Raw genomic sequence first — 17,964 nt, forward strand, 5'->3', positions numbered from 1 at the left:
TGCACGCCTGGTACACAGGTGGTATGCGAGCAGTGGTGCAGAGAGTGGACGGCGCGAGCGTCGTGGTGGCCGGAGAGACCGTCGGGGAGATCGTCGGCGAGGGGCTGTGCGTCCTGGTGGGGGTGACCCACGACGACACCCCGCAGAAGGCGGAGCTGCTGGCGCGCAAGCTCTGGTCGGTGCGGATCCTGGAGGCCGAGAAGTCCTGCAGCGACGTGGACGCGCCGCTGCTGGTGATCTCCCAGTTCACCCTCTACGGAGATGCCCGCAAGGGCCGCCGCCCCACCTGGAACGCGGCCGCGCCCGGCCCGGTCGCCGAGCCCCTCGTGGACGAGGTCGTGGCTCAACTGCGCGCGCTGGGCGCGACGGTGGAGACGGGCCGGTTCGGCGCGGACATGCGGGTCTCGCTGACCAACAACGGCCCGTTCACCATCGTCATCGACATCTAGGCGTCCCGGGCGGCTCCCGTCAGGGAGCCGGCCAGGAGCCGCCCCGGACGCGGCCGGGATGAGGCCCGGATGCGGCTGCAACCGGCCCGGACGGTCAGGGCGCTACGACGACCTCCTGCGCGGCGGCCGTCTTGCCCACCAGCAGCGGGGCGTCCACCGGAACGTTCCTCTTGACCAGCGCGAGCGCGATCGGGCCGAGCTCGTGGTGGCGCACCGAGGTGGTCACGAAGCCCAGCTGGCGGCCGTCCTCGCCGTCCGCGGCCAGCCGTACGGGCGTCCCGTGCGCCGGGAGCAGCACCTCGGAGCCGTCCAGGTGCAGGAAGACCAGCCTGCGCGGCGGCTTCCCCAGGTTGTGGACGCGGGCCACCGTCTCCTGGCCGCGGTAGCAGCCCTTCTGCAGGTGCACGGCGGTGCCGATCCAGCCGACCTCGTGCGGGATGGTGCGGTGGTCGGTCTCCAGACCGAGCCGCGGCCGGTGCGCCTCGACGCGCAGGGCCTCGTACGCGAGCAGCCCGGCGGCCGGGCCGTGGGAGGCGGCGAAGGCGTCCAGTCCGTCGCGCGGCAGGAAGACGTCGCGGCCGTACTCGGTCTCCCGTACGGCGAGTTCCTTGGCGACCTCGGCGATGGAGCCGGCCGGCAGGTACACGACGGCGAACTCGGCGGTCCGGTCGGCGACTTCGACGCGGTAGAAGAACTTCATCGACTCCAGGTAGGCGATCAGCGCCTCCTGGGTGCCGGGCTCGACGTGGATCCACGTCGTCTCGCCGTCGTCCACGACGTAGAGCGCGTGCTCGATGTGGCCGTTCGCGGAGAGGATCAGCGCTTCGGTGGCCTGGCCGGCCGGGAGCGCGCTGACGTGCTGAGTGATGAGCAGGTGCAGCCAGCTCAGCCGGTCCGATCCGGTGACGGTGACGACCCCGCGGTGGGAGAGGTCCACGAATCCGCGGCCGGCGGCGAGGGCGCGCTGTTCGCCGTACAGCTCTCCGTAGTGGGCGGCGACGTCCTCGTCGCGGCCTTCGGCCTGCACGGCGCCGGGGAGGTGGAGCAAGGGGCTGCTGGTCATGGCCCCAGCCTACGACCCCGCGGAAGCCGAACCTAGGCCGTGCCCGCCCGGTGCTTCGCGGCGCAGGCCGTGCAGCGGCCGAAGATCGCGAAGTGCTTCATGTCGGTCTCGAAACCGAAGGTGTCGCGGAGCTTGGAGGTGAACTCGGCGGCGATGTCCACGTCCGCCTCGATGACCTCGGCGCAGTCGCGGCAGACCAGGTGGATGTGGTGGTGCCGGTCGGCGAGGTGGTAGGTGGGGGCCCCGTGCCCGAGGTGGGCGTGCGAGACCAGCTTCAGCTCCTCCAGGAGCTCCAGCGTCCGGTAGACCGTGGAGATGTTGATCCCCGAGGCCGTCTTGCGCACCTCGACGAGGATCTCGTCCGGGGTGGCGTGCTCGAGGGCGTCCACCGCTTCCAGCACGAGCTGGCGCTGCGGGGTCAGGCGGTATCCGCGCCGGCGCAGGTCGCTCTTCCAGTCGCCGTCGGGGGCGGCGAGGTTCTCGGTGCTGTCGGTGGTCACCACCCGGCCAGTGTAGGCCTCGGGTCCCGGCGGAGGGGAGCGGGGAGGGGACGGGGACGGGGAGGGGACGGGGACGGGAGGCGGTGCGCGCACGGGAGCCCCCGGCGGCCGGGCCGGCCGGGGGCTCCCACGCGTACGGGCTCGCGCGCTCTAGCGGAAGAAGGCGATGCCGTCGTCGGGCATGTCCGGAAGGTTGCGCGCCATCTCCGCGACCTCCTCGGGCGTGACGACCTTCTTCAGCTGGGCCGACATGTACGGGCGCAGCTCCACCTCGGGGGTGGCCTTCTCGCCGACCCACATGAGGTCGCTCTTCACGTAGCCGTAGAGCCGCTTGCCACCGCTGTACGGGCCGGAGGCCGCGGTACGGGCGACGGCGTCGGTGACCACGTCGATCTGCGGCTTCTTGTCGGCGAGCTCGCCGTACCAGACCTCTACGACGCCCTGGTCGCGGACCATGACGATCTCGACCTTGCGGTCCTTGTCGATGCGCCAGTAGCCCGACTCGGACTCCAGCGGCCGCACCTTCTTGCCCTCGGCGTCGAGCACCCACGTGTGGGAGGTGTACTCCAGGAAGTCCCGGCCGTCCTGGCTGAAGACGACTTCCTGGCCGAAGTTGCACTTCTCCTCACCGGGGAAGTCGAACACGCCGGCGCCTTCCCAGTTGCCGAGGAGGAAGGCGATGGGGAGGAGACCCGGGTTCAGGTCGGACGGAATCTGGATCATGGGTGGGTGCTCAGGCGATCTGTGTGAGGGGGTTGCGGCATCCGGGGCGGGCGGCGGCAGATCCGAAGGGGATCAGCGCTGGCCCTGGTACAGCTTCTTCACGGCCAGTCCGGAGAAGGCGAGGACGCCGACGCAGACCAGGACCAGCAGGGAAGTGAAGACTGCCTCAAGCACGGGGTGCTCCTCGGAGTGAGTGACAGGGGGTCCCCCGGGCGGAGTCCGGGGGAACTACGGGGCCGGTCCCCAAGCCTACTGGGCCGGGGACCGGGGCACGGTGTGAGGTAGCCCGTAGGGCGGACCGCGGGGCTTCCCGCCCTGCTAGCCGAGCAGCTGGTGCTGGAGGATCACCGTCTGGTGGAACGGCACGGTCGCCACCTCGCCCTCGCGGGTCTGCAGGATGACGGCCTGGATGTCGCCGGACTGGACGCAGCCCGCCTTGACCTGCTCATCGCCGACCGGCTTCGACTCCGCGAAGAGCGAGACGAAGTTGAGGGGCGGCGCGGACTGGCCCGATTTGCCCTTGCTCCAGTCCAGATCGGAGCCCATCAGCCGGACGTCCTTCAGCTTCATGGTCGGACCACATCCGTTGAAGGTGTCCACGAAGCCCGAGGCGTGGAAACGCAGCAGGTAGACGCGGGTGCGGGTGCCGTCCGGGGTGGTCCATCCGCGGGCGGCGATCTGGCGCAGTCCCTCGTTGGTGAACTGCTCCTTCATCTTCTCGCGTTCGGCGGCCTCGTACTCCGCCAGGAAAGTGTCGACCGCCACCACCCCGTCCTTCTCCAGCTTCAGCTCGGAGTCGGGAGCCGAGCCGGTGGGAGCGGGCAGGAGCAGCTCCGTGAGGCCCGCGTAGTGGATGCCGTCCGGGTTGTCCTCGGCGAACGGCAGGGCGGCGCCCGCCGGCAATGCCGGCCTGGTCGGCGCCGGGTACGTCCAGCGGCCGTCGGCCTTGGTGGACAGGCCCGGAATGTCAGTGCGCTCGGGCTCGGTGACCTCGTACGCGACTCCCGCGCCGACGGCGCCGAAGACCAGTACGGCGGCGGTCCAGCGCAGCGCGGCGAGCAGCTTGCGGCGGTCCTTGGGCGCGACCGGCGCCTCGGGAGCCGCCGGGACAGCGGGGGACCCGTACGCGTTCGCCGGATTCTCGGAGGACACCGAGGGCACGGAGGACTCGGGGACCAGCGTGGGCGCGGGAACGGTGTCCTTGGCCACGGCCGCCTGCGGGAAGGCGGCGTCCTCGACGGGCGCCGGCTCCGCTCCGGTGATGCTCTGCTCGGTCACGCGGACTCCCCGGGGGACTTCAGGTGGTTCAACTGGTTCTTGAAGAACTGGACGGCGTCGGAGTTCGAGAAGGGCTTGGCCCCGTAGGCGCGGAAGGTGATCATCACGTCGCCCTCGACTGCCACGCAGTCCAGGGAGTCGATCTTCTCCTTCTTCTCCTGGCCGATCGCCATCAGCGAGCACTTGGCGGCCGGGAATCCGTCCACCTTCGGCGCGTCCCGGTCGTCGCCCGTGGCTTCGAGGAACTTCTTGCTGACTTCGGAGAGCTTGCCGACCGCGGCGGGGTCGGCCTGCATGATGCGGACCTCGACGACGTTGTAGGAGCCATCCCTGACGTAGCTGCGGCCGGCCAGGCCCTTGAGCTTCAGGTCGGCCAGCGCCTCGTCGCGCTTCTTGCGGTCGGAGCTGGAGAGGCCGCCGCGGGCTTCCTTGAAGCCCTCGACCGCCTTCTCGCCCGAGACGAAGAAGTTGTTGCCGTCCTGTGCGAGGTCCGGTCCCAGCTCGAAAGCGGACGGGACCGGCAGCAGCTTGCCCGAGAGGGCGTTCGCCGGAACGGGACCGGGCTCGGCCGGCTTCTCGTACCGCTCGCTCCGGGGCACCCAGTAGGCGGTGGGCGCATCCCGGTCGGCGTCCGCAAGGGCGACGGAGGCCCAGACACCACCGCCCACGAGGGCGGCCACCGCGCCGACGCCGGCGACCAGGGCGAACGCCTTGCGGCCGGGCCTGCGCGCGGGCGCCACGGACGCGGCCGCGTCGGTGTTCGGGTTCGGGTCGTCGCGGCCCTCGGCGGACACCTCGTCCGGGACCGGGGTCACGTGGTCGTGAGGCTCGGTCACAGTCGCTCCAGCTGTCGCTTGGCCAGGTTCAGGACATCGCCCTGGGCGACCTTTCCCCGGTTGTTCACATAGTGGATGTCGAGCACGATGTCGCCGCGGCGGGCGATGGCCCGGCCGGCACGCATCGGAAGGTACCCGGGCTTCTCCTCGGCCTCGGAGTCCACCCAGACGTGCCCGAGGTCCGAGGCGAGACCAGGAATGGCCACCCCCTCGTTGCCCGCGTACTTCTTCTGCGGCATGTAGCTGGACTGACCGGCCTGGTAGTCGTCCGCCCCGTCCCGGTCCTTGAACTGCAGCAGCTGCACGGTGACGAAAGTGCTGTCACCCTCCGTCCAGCTGACCGAAGCGAGCCGGCGGACATCCGTCTTGACCAGGTTGCGGAGCATGCGGTCCGGCTCTTCGAACCCGGTCGCCACGGAGTCGATGGTGTCGTATCCCTTGCCGACCACCTTCGCCCCGCCCGGCGCGTCGATCAGCAGCGTCGCCAGGTCGCCGTCCGTCTTGTGCCAGCGGTTGGCGTTGATCGTCTCGTTCGTGGTGGCGCCATCAGGCGCGAGTGCCTTCGGGGACACCGGGTCCTGCTGCGCCAGCGGGGCCAGCGGTGTCGGTTCGCGGTCGTACTGGATCGCGTAACCGGTGACCGTGCCCGCCAGGACGCCGAGGACTGCCGCACCGGCGATCAGGAGGAGTGCGCGGCCGCCGCGACGGCGGACAGCGGCCGGAGCTGCTTCCGGAGCTGCGTCGGTCCAAGCGCCGGGAGCGGCTTCGGGAGTGGCCGCCGAAGGTGCGTCCGGAGTGCCCGGTTCCGGGGCTTTCTCCGCCTCTTTCCGCTGCTCAGGGATGGTCTGTTCGTGTTCCAAAAGAAGGTCCCCCCACAGGACTGGTAGTCGCGGACCGATCGCCCGCCTACACACAAGACACCCTGCCGTGAGGAGAACCGCAAAAAGCCTTATTACAATTTTATATCGGCCGGTTTTCAGTCGCCAGGAGGCCGTTTTCCGTCCAGTTCGTCCCACCACTCGTCGGACTTCGAGTCGCCCGAGGGGTCGTCCCACCAGCGGTCATCGGGGCCGCGCCGGTTCGCGACGATCGCGGCGACCGGCGGGATGACCATGGCGACGACGCACATGGCCACGGCGGCCTCGACGGACCACAGGCGCACGAAGGACCAGGCGGAGACGAAGAGGAACAGGCATCCGCCCATGAGCAGGAAGTAGGCGCGGCGGCGCCGGGCGTACATGCCTTCAGGGTAGAGCGGGAAGCGGCCCCCTGCGAAGGACTCCGGGACGGCACGAAGGGCCGCACCCCGATCCAGTGGCGTCCAACCCCCGGGGGTGCGGCCCTTCGGCCGGTCGTACGGTCACACAGCTGCGGTGCTCAGACCGCGATCGCCACGTCCGTCACGCCGCCGGACTCGACGACGACCACGGCGCGGTCCGCCTGGGCGCCGGGCACGAGCGCGCGCAGCGTCCAGGAGCCCTCGGCCGCGTAGAAGCGGAACTGGCCGGTCGCGGAGGTCGGGACCTCTGCGGTGAACTCGCCGGTCGAGTCCAGCAGCCGCACGTAACCGCTGATGGGCTCGCCGTCCTTGGTGACCTGGCCCTGGATGGCCGTCTCACCGGGCTTCAGCGTCGAGAGGTCGGGCCCGCCGATCTTTGCTCCACACATGTTCTCTGTCCTGTCCTAGAGAGGGATGACTACGGGCGTCGCGTGCCCGGAACTACTTGGCGGGATTACTTGTTGGCGCCGAGCTCGATCGGCACGCCGACCAGCGAGCCGTACTCGGTCCACGAGCCGTCGTAGTTCTTGACGTTCTCCTGGCCCAGGAGCTCGTGCAGAACGAACCACGTGAGCGCGGAGCGCTCACCGATGCGGCAGTAGGCGATGGTGTCCTTCGCCAGGTCGACCTGCTCGGCCTGGTAGAGGGCGGTGAGCTCCGCGTCGGACTTGAAGGTGCCGTCGTCGTTGGCGTTCTTCGACCACGGGATGTTGCGGGCGCTCGGGATGTGACCCGGACGCTGCGACTGCTCCTGCGGGAGGTGCGCCGGCGCGAGCAGCTTGCCCGAGAACTCGTCGGGCGAGCGGACGTCGACCAGGTTCTTCGAACCGATCGCGGCGACCGCGTCGTCACGGAAGGCGCGGATCGAGGTGTCCTGGGCCTTGGCCTTGTACTGGGTGGCCGCGCGGGCGGGGACCTCGTTGCCGTCGACCAGGTCGCGGGAGTCGAGCTCCCACTTCTTGCGGCCGCCGTCGAGCAGGCGGACGTCCTGGTGGCCGTACAGCTTGAAGTACCAGTAGGCGTAGGACGCGAACCAGTTGTTGTTGCCGCCGTAGAGGACGACGGTGTCGTCGTTGGAGATGCCCTTGGCGGAGAGGAGCTTCTCGAAGCCCTCCTGGTCCACGAAGTCGCGGCGGACCGGGTCCTGGAGGTCGCTCTTCCAGTCGATCCGGACGGCGTTGGTGATGTGGTTCTTGTCGTACGCGGCCGTGTCTTCGTCGACCTCGACGATGACGACGTTCGCGTCGTTCAGGTGGGCCTCGACCCAGTCGGCGTCTACAAGGACGTCGCTGCGGCTCATGGTGTTCTCCTCCGGGGCAGTGTGCGGCGGGGTGGTGCTGGTGGTGCAGGGGCGTGTCTTCCGGGTGCTCCCCCAGCTACCGCTGGGAGGTGCCCCCTCGCGGATCCTGTTGCGGGTGGCTTCAGGAGGGCGGGAGGCAGGGGCGGTCACACGGGAAAGCGGAAGGCCGTCGTCCGGCTATGGAGCGGGATGCGCTCACACGTCACATGGATCGACAGAGCATGGCGGCGACGCGACACAGGTCTACTGCCCGTCGCTTCGTGAGGTCCGCCTGCTGATGCTTCATAGCCATGGATCGTAGGGACGAATCGGCCGCCCTGTCACCGTCGTGTCATATTCCGAGACAGGATCGTCCGGATATTGAGATAGAGGCGCCCTGGGGAGCTCTCGACCGAGGCCCGGGGGCCCTCGTGCGGCCCGCCCATCTGCGGATCGGACCTCCCCGTCTCACTATCCGGCCAACGTCAGATTCGTACCGCCCAGAGTGAGGCGCACACCGGCCTCGTCCGAGGTCAGCGCCGTCAGCTCGACCCCCGACGGCAGACCGACGTCGAGCCGCCGGTCGAAGTCGGTCTTCTTCCGGACCACCGCCTCGATCCCGGGAAGGCCCTCGCCCGGCACCTCGTCGGCCCGCACCCGGACGATCTTCGAACCTTTGCCCTCGCCGGCGTCGACGAGGGAGACCGTCGACACCACGCTGCGGCTGAGCGTCCTGCCGAGGAACTCCACGCTCGCGGTGACCTTCACCTTGCCCGGCGCCCCGCCGTAGGCGACCGTCACCCCGGACTGCGCGGCCGCGGTCAGATCGGCGTACGTGATGAGCGTCGATCCCTTGGCGTCCCGGGCGGTGCCGCCGCTGTAGTCGCCGTTCAGCTCCACTCCGCGGAAGGCGACCTGCAACTGGGACAGGTGCGTCTTGCGGCCGTCCGTGGTCGCCACGTCGAGGCCGGCCACCTTCAGGTCGACCTGGTCCAGGTCGTGGGAAAGTGCCTGGGTCAGGAACGGGAACCCGTGGATGTCCACGTCCACTCCCCCGGACAGGCCCTGCCGGGCCTGGATCCGGTCCGCCAGCCGGTCCTCGGCATAGCCGGCCGCCCAGCGGTCCAGGCCGACGAACAGGCCTCCGAGCACCACTCCGATGATCACAACGACACGCAGGACACGCACGTGTCCACCCCCAGACGATCGGTACGTCGACCCAGTGGACCATGCCCGGCTGTCGGGGCGGTGTGAGACGGAAGCGAGGCGGGTGTTCGGCGGGTGTGAGGCGGGTGCGCTCCGACGTACCGCCGGCCGGTGTGCGGGTGTGACGACGCCCGCCCCGCACGAGCGGGACGGGCGCACGGGGAGCCCGCCGGGGGCGAGGGCCCGGAGGCGGGGGCCTCAGCCCACCACCCGGCCGATCAGGTAGACCGCCGGAGCCGCCGCGGCCAGCGGCAGCGCGACACCGGCCGTCATGTGGACGAACTTCGACGGGTAGTCGTACGCCGCCACGCGCAGCCCGATCAGCGCGCACACCCCGGCCGCGAGGCCGATCAGCGCACCACCCGCGCCGACGGACGTCAGCCCGCCCACGGCGATCCCCGCACCGGTCGCGGCGGCCAGCGAGACGCCGACCGAGACGGCGGTGGGCAGCGGAAGCGCCCGGGCGAAGACGGCCACCGCCACGGCGGCTCCGCCCACGCTCACGGCGGCGGAGTCGGCGGCGAGGTAGCCGGCGCAGACGATGGCCAGCGCGGCCGAGGCCACCGAGGCCATCAGCCCGTACATCCGCTCGTCCGGATCGGCGTGGCTGCGCAGCTGGAGCACCAGCGTCAGCAGCACCCAGGCGCCGAGGGTGCCGACGATCGCGCCGGGACCGTACGGCTCGTCCACCGCGAGCACGGCCGCATCGGCGACGAGGGCTCCGGCGAAGGCCAGTGCGATGCCCTGACGGGCCGGCCACATGCCGTTGAGCCGGAACCAGCCGGCCGCGGTGAGGCCCTGCAGGGCGATCAGGGGCGCGAGCAGCGCGAACTCGCCCAGAGCGGCGGCGCCCGCGATGACCAGCCCGAGGGCGGCCGTCAGTATGGCCGCCTGCGGACCGGGATCGATGACCGGCGAGCGGCCTTCGGCGCGGGCCTGGGCCGGATCCACGGCGCGCAGCGTGTTGCCGGCGAGGGTCGGCGGCGACCAGGCGGGCTCCTCCCCGGCGGCCGCCCCGTCACCCACCGGAGGCTCGACGGGAGCCCCGGCAGGGACCTCGGCCGCCTGCTGCGGGAGGTACGCGGCCGGCTCCGCGGCCCACTCCTGGCCGGGGGCCGGGGCCTGGAACTCGACCGGGGCCTGGGCCTGGGCCTGGAGAGGGTCGGCCGGGCCGGGGTACGGCGGCAGGTAGGCGTTCTCCCCCCACTGCTGCGGGGGCTCGGCCTGCGGTGCCTGCTGCGCCTGCGCCTCGTCGCGGAACCAGTGGTCCGGGGCCGAGATCTGCGGGTTCTGCGGGTTCTGCGGGTAGGCCGGCGCCGCGTAAGGATCCGCGTAGGGATCGGCGTAGGGATCGGCGTACGACTGCTGCTGCCCCCAGTCCTGACCGGGAACGGGCGCCTGGGAGTCCTGGACCTGCGGCTCCTCGCGGAACCAGCCCTCGGGGGCGACCGGGTACTGCGCCGGTACGCCGTCCAGCGGGACCTGGACCGGCTGGTACGAGGTGTCCCAGGTCGGGGACTGCCAGGTCTGGGTCCCGTACGGATCCGGCTGCTGTTGCTGTTGCTGCTCTTGCTGCAGTTGCCGTTGCTGCTCTTGCTGCTGCTGTTGCAGCTCCTGCATCCGCTGTCGCTGCTGTTCCTCGGGCGTGCTCATGAGACTCCGCTCACCCGCCCGCGAACGGCGGGAGCACCTCGACGGTGCCCCCTTCGGTCAGCTCGACGGAATCGTGCGGGCGCTTGCCCACGGGCTCTTCGTTCACGAGGAAGGAGCAGCGCAGCAGGACCCGGGTCAGCTCCCCGGGGTGGCGTTCCCGCACGGTGTCGAGCGCCTCGGCCAGTGTCCGCGCCGAGTACGGCTCCTCCGCCGTCTTGGCCGCGGCCTTCGCCGCCGCCCAGTAGCGGATGGTTCCGGTTGCCACTGCACGCTCCTCTCGTCGGCGCTCTGCCGTCGGCCTCCATCATGAACCCTCCCGCCCCCGATCCCGGCGTGCCTCCGCACGGCCCGCGTACGCCCGCGCGGCCCGCACCAGGTCCACCGATCCGGTGAAACCGGGACATACACATGTGCCGGGGTGGTGGGAACCACAGAAGCGGCTTCTCCCGAAGCCTCGGCGAGGCCCGGGCGGGTGGGCTATTCTGCTGGCGTGAGGATCCGGGCAACGTAGCCCCCGGGTCCTTTTGTGCTTTCAGCACGTTGAACGGACCGAGAACAGTGGTATCCATCCGGACCTCAGGGCGCGGGGACCGGGCGGACACCAGGCAAGTCGTACGAAGCAGTGCCGCGAAAGTCCTCGACGGGACCGAGGAGGAACCGACGTGATGGACCAGCGAACCGTCGTGCAAGCGCATGTACCTGCGCACGCACACCACCGCCCGACCCGGGTAGGTGGTCGGGCATGAGCTCACTCCTGCTCCTGACCAATGCCCTGCAGCCGTCCACCGAGGTGCTGCCCGCACTCGGCCTGCTGCTCCACACCGTCCGGGTGGCTCCAGCCGAGGGCCCCGCCCTCGTGGACACCCCCGGCGCCGACGTGATCCTCGTCGACGGCCGCCGCGACCTGCCCCAGGTCCGGTCGCTGTGCCAGCTGCTCCGCTCCACGGGGCCCGGCTGCCCGCTGATCCTCGTCGTCACCGAGGGCGGCCTCGCGGCCGTCACCGCCGACTGGGGCATCGACGACGTCCTCCTCGACACCGCCGGACCGGCCGAGGTCGAAGCGCGGCTGCGCCTCGCCACCGGCCGCCAGCAGCTCGGCTCGGACGACTCCCCGATGGAGATCCGCAACGGCGACCTGTCGGTCGACGAGGCGACGTACTCGGCGAAGCTGAAGGGCCGGGTCCTGGACCTGACCTTCAAGGAGTTCGAACTCCTCAAGTACCTCGCCCAGCACCCGGGCCGGGTCTTCACCCGCGCCCAGCTCCTCCAGGAGGTGTGGGGCTACGACTACTTCGGCGGCACCCGCACGGTCGACGTGCACGTACGGCGGCTGCGCGCGAAACTCGGCCCCGAGCACGAGTCGCTGATCGGTACCGTCCGCAACGTCGGGTACCGCTTCGTCACCCCGGAGAAGGTGGAACGGGCGGCGGCCGAAGCGGCCGCGCAGGCGGCCACCAAGGCGGCGGCCGAAGCCTCCGCACGGGCCGCGGCGGCGCTCACCCGGATGGACTAGGAAGGCTGTGGGAACGACCTCCTCCGGACGCCCTGCCCAGAGGTAGGTCACCCCGCGTAGACTTCCGCGCGTGGCCAAGGTGACGCGGGATGACGTGGCACGACTTGCGGGTACCTCTACCGCCGTCGTGAGCTACGTCATCAACAACGGACCCAGGCCGGTTGCCCCGGCCACGCGCGAGCGTGTCCTCGCTGCGATCAAGGACCTGAGCTACCGCCCGGACCGGGTCGCCCAGGCGATGGCCTCACGGCGCACCGACCTCATAGGCATGATCGTCCCTGATGCCCGCCAGCCGTTCTTCGCGGAGATGGCGCACGCGGTCGAACAGGCCGCCGCCGAGCGCGGAAAGATGGTGCTGGTCGGGAACTCCGACTACCGCGACGAGCGCGAGGTCCACTACCTGCGGGCCTTCCTGGGCATGCGGGTCTCGGGCCTGATCCTGGTCAGCCAGGGCATGAGCGAGCGGGCCGCCTCGGAGATCGAGGCGTGGGACGCCCGCGTCGTCCTCCTCCACGAGCGCCCCGAGGCCATCGACGACGTCGCCGTCGTCACGGACGACATCGGCGGCGCGCAGCTCGCCACCCGGCACCTCCTCGAGCACGGGCACCCCTACGTGGCCTGCCTGGGCGGTGTCGAGAACACCCCCGAGGTCGGCGACCCGGTGGCCGACCACGTCGAGGGCTGGCGGCGGGCCATGCTCGAATCCGGCCGCTCGGTGGAGGGCCGGCTCTTCCAGGCCCCGTACAACCGCTACGACGCGTACAAGGTGGCCCTGGAGCTGCTGGCCGGGCCGGACCGCCCGCCGGCGATCTTCTGCGCTACGGACGACCAGGCGATCGGCGTCCTGCGCGCCGCGCGGGAGCTGCGCATCGACGTGCCCGGGGAGCTGGCGGTGGCCGGCTTCGACGACGTCAAGGAAGCGGCCCTGACGGACCCGCCCCTCACCACCATCGCCTCCGACCGCCCGGCGATGGCCCGCGCGGCGGTGGACCTGGTCCTGGACGACGCCGTACGGGTGACGGGCTCCCGCCGCGAACGCCTGAAGCAGTTCCCCTCGGCCCTGGTGATCCGCCGCTCCTGCGGCTGCCACTGACCCACCCCCGACCCCACGGCCGTCGCCGGGTCCTCGCCTCAATCACCGGCGCGGCCGAACCCGGCCGACAACCCCCAGCCCATCCGGCGCCTGAGCCCCAGGATCCTTCAAACCCGCCCGACGCCTCCCAGCGCGTCCGGCGCCTCCCAGCCCGGCCGGCACCTGAGCCCCCGGGTCCTTCAACCCACCCGGGTCCTTCAACCCACCCAACGCCTTCCAACCCGTCCGGCGCCTTCCAGCCCGTCCGGCGTTTGAGGACCGGGGTCTGGGGCGGAGCCCCAGGGTCCTGCAGCCCGTCCGGCGCTTGAGAACCGGGGTCCGGGCAGCGCCCGGGGAACGGTGGAAGGGCGGGTAGGGGACTTCGCCCCGCGCAGCGGTCCGACGGGCGGCGGCCCGCACCGGAGCACCCCGGCCATCACCCGGTCTTATATCGGGCATACACGGTTCTGTCGGGCTTCTCAGCGGAGACTCAGATAGCTCTCATGATCTGCGGACACAGTCGTAGTCATGACCGAGAACCTCCGCCGCGAAGGCGAGTACCCCCAGGAGAACCTCCCCGAGCAGCCCGCCCCGTGGGGCGGGGACTGGCAGCGCGGTCGTGACCGGCTGACGCAGGACGCCGCGTACCCGCCGCCCCCCTCCTACCCCCCGGCCACCCCCACCCCCGCCCCCGGCTGGCACGAGGCACACACTCCCCAGGTGATCCAGGGCGAGACCGTCCCCCAGACCACCACCGCAGCCGCAGCCGCAGCCGCCGCCGCCGCCGGCAACGGCAACGGCAACGGCAACGGCTGGGCCACCTGGGCCGACGCCCCCGCCACCCCCACCCCGCAGGGCCACGCCCGAGCCAAGCGCCCGGTCGCCCTCCTCGCCGCCGTAGCCCTCGCGGCCGCCGTCATCGGCGGCGGAACGGCCGCCGCCGTGCAGCAGATGCTGAACAAGACGAACGGCACCGGCACCGGCGTCAACGGCAGCACCATCTCCCAGTCGAGCAACGGCACCGTCTCCGGCGTCGCCGAGAACGTCAGCCCCTCGGTCGTCCGCATCGACACCCGCACCGGCTCCGGCCAGGGCACCGGCTCCGGTGTCGTGATCACCGCCGACGGCGAGATCGTCACCAACAACCACGTCATCGACGGGGCCGGCCAGATCCAGGTGACGATGAGCGACGGCAAGAAGTACTCCGCGAAGATCGTCGGAACGGATCCGGACAAGGACCTCGCCCTCATCAAGCTGGAGGGCGCGAGCGGCCTCAAGCCGGCCGGCCTCGGCAACTCCGACAACGTCAAGGTCGGCGACGAGGTCGTCGCCATCGGCTCCCCCGACCGCCTCACCGGCACGGTCACCAGCGGTATCGTCTCCGCGCTCGACCGCGAGGTGAACGTCCCGAAGTCCGAGAAGCAGCAGTCCCCGCAGGGCGGCTACCCGTTCTCCTACGGCGGCCAGCAGTTCAACGGGGACACCGGTACGGACACCACCTCGTACAAGGCCATCCAGACGGACGCCTCCCTCAACCCCGGCAACTCCGGCGGCGCCCTCGTCAACATGAACGGCGAGATCGTGGGCATGCCCTCCGCGATCTACTCCCCGTCCAGCGGCAGCGGCTCCGCGGGCAGCGTCGGCCTCGGCTTCGCCATCCCGGTCAACACCATCAAGGCCGACCTGCCCTCCCTCCGCAAGGGCGGCCCCGGCGGCGCCGGCGACAGCAACAGCGGCGACACCGGCACCGGCAGCGCCGCCAACGGTTTCGGGACCTCCTTCTAGCCCGCCCGTGCGAGCCTGGTAGGAGACCGACACCACCTGGGGGGACCCCTTATGAGCGCCGAAGGCGACCAGCAGCGCATCCTCGTCGTCGATGACGAGCCGGCCGTACGCGAGGCCCTGCGCCGCAGCCTGGCCTTCGAGGGGTACGGCACGCAGACCGCCGTCGACGGGCTCGACGCCCTCGACAAGGCGGACTCGTACGCCCCCGACCTGATCATCCTGGACATCCAGATGCCGCGGATGGACGGTCTGACGGCGGCCCGCAGACTGCGCGCCGCGGGAAGCACCACGCCGGTCCTGATGCTGACCGCCCGCGATACGGTCGGCGACCGCGTCACCGGCCTCGACGCCGGCGCCGACGACTATCTGGTCAAGCCGTTCGAGCTGGACGAGTTGTTCGCCCGGGTGCGCGCCCTGCTGCGCCGCAGCTCCTACACCGCTCCTTCCGACGGGGGCGACAACCCCGAGGACGCCGACGCGCTGACCTTCGGCGACCTGCGCATGGACCTCGCCACCCGCGAGGTCACCCGTGCCGGGCGCCCGGTGGAGCTGACCCGTACCGAGTTCACCCTGCTGGAGATGTTCCTCGCGCATCCGCGCCAGGTCCTGACCCGCGAGCAGATCCTCAAGACCGTATGGGGCTTCGACTTCGAGCCCAGCTCCAACTCCCTGGACGTGTACGTGATGTACCTGCGCCGCAAGACCGAGGCCGGGGGCGAGCCCCGCCTGGTCCACACCGTGCGCGGGGTGGGCTACGTACTGCGCGCCTCCGGGGCCGGCGACAGCGGCGGTCCGGAGTGAGCCCCACCGCCAGATTCCGCGCCCTCCCGCTGCGCTCGCGCCTCGCCCTGCTGGTCACGGTCGCGGTGGCGCTCGCCGTCGCGGCGGTCGCCTGCGTGAGCTGGTTCATGGTGCGCACGCAGCTGAACGACCAGCTGAACAGCTCGCTGCGCTCCACCAACGCCAGGGCGCAGGCCAGCCAGACGCTGAACGGGTTCGGCTGCCGGGAGAAGGTGCCCGGCCCCTTCGAGAACAACCTGAGCGCGCAGGTGCAGATCGTGCTGCCCACGGGCGGGCGCTGCTGGGTGGACGGCAAGAACACCCTCCCGGTCACCGACTACGACCTCGACGTGGCCAAGGGGCTGCGCGGCGCGATCCTCTACGACGGCAAGACCACGGACGGCACCCCCGTACGCGTCTACACCCAGCCCGTGGAACTGACCTCCGGGCCGGCCGCGCAGAACGCGAACGCCGCGATCTCGGTGGCCAAGCCCCTCTCGGACATCACCGAACCGCTGTCCACCCTGGCCTGGGTACTGCTCTTCGTCTGCGGAGTCGGCGTCGTCGGCGCCGGCGCGGCCGGACTCTGGGTGGCCCGTACGGGGCTGCGCCCGGTCGACGAACTGACCGGCGCCGTCGAGCACATCGCCCGCACCGAGGACCTCACCGTCCGCATCCCCGACGAGGGCGACGACGAGATCGCCCGGCTGTCGCGCTCCTTCAACTCCATGACGGCCGCGCTCGCCTCCTCCCAGGAACGCCAGGCCCAGCTGATCGCGGACGCCGGGCACGAGCTGCGCACCCCGCTCACCTCGCTACGCACCAACATCGAACTGCTGGCGCGCAGCGAGGAGACCGGCCGCGCCATCCCGCCCGAGGACCGCAAGGAGCTGCTCGCCTCGGTCAAGGCACAGATGACGGAGCTGGCCTCGCTGATCGGCGACTTGCAGGAACTGTCCCGCCCGGACGCGGCGGCCCCCGGCCCCCTCGGCGTCGTGGCCCTGCACGAGATCGCGGGCGCGGCGCTGTCCCGGGCCCGACTGCGCGGTCCGGAGCTGGAGTTCGCCTCGGACCTGGCGCCCTGGTACGTACGCGGCGAGGCGGCGGCCCTGGAGCGGGCTGTCGTCAACGTCCTGGACAACGCGGTGAAGTTCAGCCCGCCGGGCGGCGCGGTCGCCGTCTCGCTGCACGCGGGCGAGCTGACCGTACGCGACCACGGCCCCGGCATCCCGGCCGATGACCTCCCGCACGTCTTCGAGCGCTTCTGGCGCTCCCCGTCCGCCCGCGCCCTGCCCGGCAGCGGCCTGGGCCTGTCCATCGTGGCCCGTACGGTCCAACGCGCGGGCGGCACGGCCGAACTCCGCGCCCCGGCCGACGGCGGCCCGGGCACGGAGTCGGTACTCCGCATCCCGGGCGCCCCGACCCCGCCACCCGGCGGTGGCGCCCGGGGCGGGAGTACGCCAACTCGCCCCGGTCAAGGATCTTGACGAAGGTGGGCCTGCTGACGCACAGGAGATCCGCGGCCTCCTGGAGACACCAGCCATGTCCAGCCTCCTGCGAACCTCCCGGCATGGCGGAATTCGAAAGAAACGGAACTCCGCTTCGGAGTCAGTTGTGCCGGATCAGTGAGGCGACCAGGCCGGAGCGGGTGTTGGGGAAGTCCATCGGGACGATGCCGAGGCCGGTGCGGCCGGCCAGTTCCGCGCCGTCGACGAAGGCGTGCACCTGCGGGTTGAGCCGGTCGGAGTTCCAGCGGGGCGGCAGCGCGGCGGCCGTGCTCGTGTAGTTCATGAAGAACTTGCCGGGCTGCTGGACGGCCTTGCGGAAGTGGTTCTCGATCTTCCCCCGCTTGGCGAAGGGCTCGGCCATGTAGTCGTCCTGGATGTCGAAGACGTTGCCGTCGCCGTACCGCAGGCCGCCGGGCAGACCGCCGTTGTCGGGGAGCAGCAGCACCTTGCCGCGCACCTGCCCGAGGGCGGGCAGCGCGTCCGCGATCTTGAACAGGGGGCTCCAGCCCCGGTTGTTCAGGTAGTCGTCGAAGACGGCGCGGAAGGTGGCGTCGCTCTCCTCGGAGTACTCCTGCTTGAGCCGCATCAGCACGGTCTCGGAGGGGTGCGCGGCGAGGAAGTTCCAGCAGGCGACGAGGACGTCGCCGAACATCAGGTTCTGGTAGTACGCGCCGTGGTGGATCGCGAACGATCCGCCGGTCACCCGGCAGCGGACGTCGAGGAAGCGGATGCCGGAGTTGAGCTGGTCGGCGATGGAGGTGTTCTGGCAGGCGACGTAGAGCCCGCCCTGGCGGGCGCCCGAGTCGTGGGTGCCGGGGATGGTCATCTGCCGCAGGGCGGTGGAGTCGCCGAGCCCGCTCATCCAGTCCTGGGTGGAGAGCGCCGCGGCGGCCGCGGGGGAGGCCCCGAGCCCGGCGGCAGCTCCCGCGGCGCCCGCGGCCAGTGCTCCGGCCAGAAATGCCCGTCGGTCCAATGCCATGCCCGCCCCTTTGCCGACCCAGTGGTGGGACGGGATTATGGCGTGCGCACGTCAGCTTTAC

General features: G+C 71.1%; 20 protein-coding genes and 1 pseudogene. 6 read left to right on the forward strand and 15 right to left on the reverse strand.

The window, feature by feature from the left end; genetic code table 11:
- Positions 1-23: 23 nt before the first annotated feature.
- Positions 24-449, forward strand: a complete 426-nt coding sequence (gene dtd / locus OTB20_RS14970) for a D-aminoacyl-tRNA deacylase (protein WP_267754006.1) — start codon at positions 24-26, stop codon at positions 447-449.
- Positions 450-543: 94 nt separating this feature from the next.
- Here the strand turns inward: dtd and OTB20_RS14975 are convergent, their stop codons facing one another.
- From OTB20_RS14975 to OTB20_RS15030, 13 genes are all read right to left on the reverse strand, one after another.
- On the reverse strand, positions 544-1,512 hold the full coding sequence (locus OTB20_RS14975) for a YgfZ/GcvT domain-containing protein (RefSeq protein WP_267817817.1): 969 nt from the start codon (positions 1,510-1,512) through the stop codon (positions 544-546).
- Between the two features lie 32 nt (positions 1,513-1,544).
- Positions 1,545-2,015: a Fur family transcriptional regulator gene (locus OTB20_RS14980; protein WP_267817818.1), complete on the reverse strand. Its 471-nt coding sequence runs from the start codon at positions 2,013-2,015 to the stop codon at positions 1,545-1,547.
- A gap of 147 nt (positions 2,016-2,162) precedes the next feature.
- The gene (locus OTB20_RS14985; protein WP_267754000.1) at positions 2,163-2,735 is read right to left on the reverse strand and encodes an FABP family protein; all 573 of its coding nucleotides are present in this window, start codon (positions 2,733-2,735) and stop codon (positions 2,163-2,165) included.
- A gap of 318 nt (positions 2,736-3,053) precedes the next feature.
- On the reverse strand, positions 3,054-4,013 hold the full coding sequence (locus OTB20_RS14990) for a hypothetical protein (RefSeq protein WP_267817819.1): 960 nt from the start codon (positions 4,011-4,013) through the stop codon (positions 3,054-3,056).
- On the reverse strand, positions 4,010-4,849 hold the full coding sequence (locus OTB20_RS14995; protein ID WP_267817821.1) for a hypothetical protein: 840 nt from the start codon (positions 4,847-4,849) through the stop codon (positions 4,010-4,012). The genes OTB20_RS14990 and OTB20_RS14995 overlap by 4 nt, the downstream gene beginning before the upstream one ends.
- Positions 4,846-5,709, reverse strand: coding sequence for a hypothetical protein (locus OTB20_RS15000; RefSeq protein ID WP_267817823.1), 864 nt, complete (start codon positions 5,707-5,709; stop codon positions 4,846-4,848). Before OTB20_RS15000 ends, OTB20_RS14995 begins: the two co-directional genes overlap by 4 nt.
- A gap of 116 nt (positions 5,710-5,825) precedes the next feature.
- A complete protein-coding gene (locus OTB20_RS15005) occupies positions 5,826-6,164 on the reverse strand; it encodes a DUF3099 domain-containing protein (protein WP_267817905.1) in 339 nt (112 codons plus the stop codon).
- 62 nt (positions 6,165-6,226) lie between these two features.
- Positions 6,227-6,517 carry a DUF1416 domain-containing protein gene (locus tag OTB20_RS15010; protein ID WP_243339454.1) on the reverse strand — a complete coding sequence of 97 codons (291 nt, stop codon included), beginning with the start codon at positions 6,515-6,517 and terminating at the stop codon, positions 6,227-6,229.
- Positions 6,518-6,582: 65 nt separating this feature from the next.
- A complete protein-coding gene (locus OTB20_RS15015; protein WP_267753989.1) occupies positions 6,583-7,428 on the reverse strand; it encodes a sulfurtransferase in 846 nt (281 codons plus the stop codon).
- A gap of 202 nt (positions 7,429-7,630) precedes the next feature.
- Entirely contained in the window at positions 7,631-7,720 is a 90-nt protein-coding gene (locus OTB20_RS42750; protein WP_350875872.1) for an Ms5788A family Cys-rich leader peptide, read from the reverse strand.
- 158 nt (positions 7,721-7,878) lie between these two features.
- Entirely contained in the window at positions 7,879-8,595 is a 717-nt protein-coding gene (locus OTB20_RS15020; RefSeq protein WP_267817824.1) for a DUF2993 domain-containing protein, read from the reverse strand.
- A gap of 216 nt (positions 8,596-8,811) precedes the next feature.
- Positions 8,812-10,266, reverse strand: coding sequence for a hypothetical protein (locus OTB20_RS15025; RefSeq protein WP_267817826.1), 1,455 nt, complete (start codon positions 10,264-10,266; stop codon positions 8,812-8,814).
- Positions 10,267-10,276: 10 nt separating this feature from the next.
- Positions 10,277-10,531, reverse strand: a complete 255-nt coding sequence (locus tag OTB20_RS15030; RefSeq protein ID WP_267753985.1) for a MoaD/ThiS family protein — start codon at positions 10,529-10,531, stop codon at positions 10,277-10,279.
- 477 nt (positions 10,532-11,008) lie between these two features.
- Here OTB20_RS15030 and OTB20_RS15035 point away from each other — a divergent pair, with 477 nt between their 5' ends.
- From OTB20_RS15035 to OTB20_RS15055, 5 genes are all read left to right on the forward strand, one after another.
- The gene (locus OTB20_RS15035) at positions 11,009-11,779 is read left to right on the forward strand and encodes a response regulator transcription factor (RefSeq protein WP_267817827.1); all 771 of its coding nucleotides are present in this window, start codon (positions 11,009-11,011) and stop codon (positions 11,777-11,779) included.
- 70 nt (positions 11,780-11,849) lie between these two features.
- Positions 11,850-12,872 (forward strand): LacI family DNA-binding transcriptional regulator, encoded by a 1,023-nt coding sequence (locus OTB20_RS15040; protein WP_267753982.1) that lies wholly within the window; start codon positions 11,850-11,852, stop codon positions 12,870-12,872.
- 507 nt (positions 12,873-13,379) lie between these two features.
- Complete coding sequence (locus OTB20_RS15045; RefSeq protein WP_267817828.1) at positions 13,380-14,636, forward strand: S1C family serine protease; 1,257 nt, start codon at positions 13,380-13,382, stop codon at positions 14,634-14,636.
- A 51-nt stretch (positions 14,637-14,687) separates the two neighbouring features.
- Positions 14,688-15,437: a response regulator transcription factor gene (locus OTB20_RS15050; protein ID WP_267817830.1), complete on the forward strand. Its 750-nt coding sequence runs from the start codon at positions 14,688-14,690 to the stop codon at positions 15,435-15,437.
- Complete coding sequence (locus OTB20_RS15055) at positions 15,434-16,903, forward strand: sensor histidine kinase (protein ID WP_267817832.1); 1,470 nt, start codon at positions 15,434-15,436, stop codon at positions 16,901-16,903. Before OTB20_RS15050 ends, OTB20_RS15055 begins: the two co-directional genes overlap by 4 nt.
- Here the strand turns inward: OTB20_RS15055 and OTB20_RS15060 are convergent.
- A pseudogene (locus OTB20_RS15060) lies at positions 16,893-16,988 on the reverse strand (hypothetical protein); the annotation flags it as partial. The gene OTB20_RS15055 and the pseudogene OTB20_RS15060 sit on opposite strands and share 11 nt — an antisense overlap.
- A gap of 36 nt (positions 16,989-17,024) precedes the next feature.
- Positions 17,025-17,903 carry a phosphatidylinositol-specific phospholipase C gene (locus OTB20_RS15065; protein WP_267817834.1) on the reverse strand — a complete coding sequence of 293 codons (879 nt, stop codon included), beginning with the start codon at positions 17,901-17,903 and terminating at the stop codon, positions 17,025-17,027.
- Positions 17,904-17,964: the final 61 nt, after the last annotated feature.

This window comes from Streptomyces sp. H27-H1 (genome assembly GCF_026627445.1).
Taxonomy (GTDB): Bacteria; Actinomycetota; Actinomycetes; order Streptomycetales; family Streptomycetaceae; genus Streptomyces.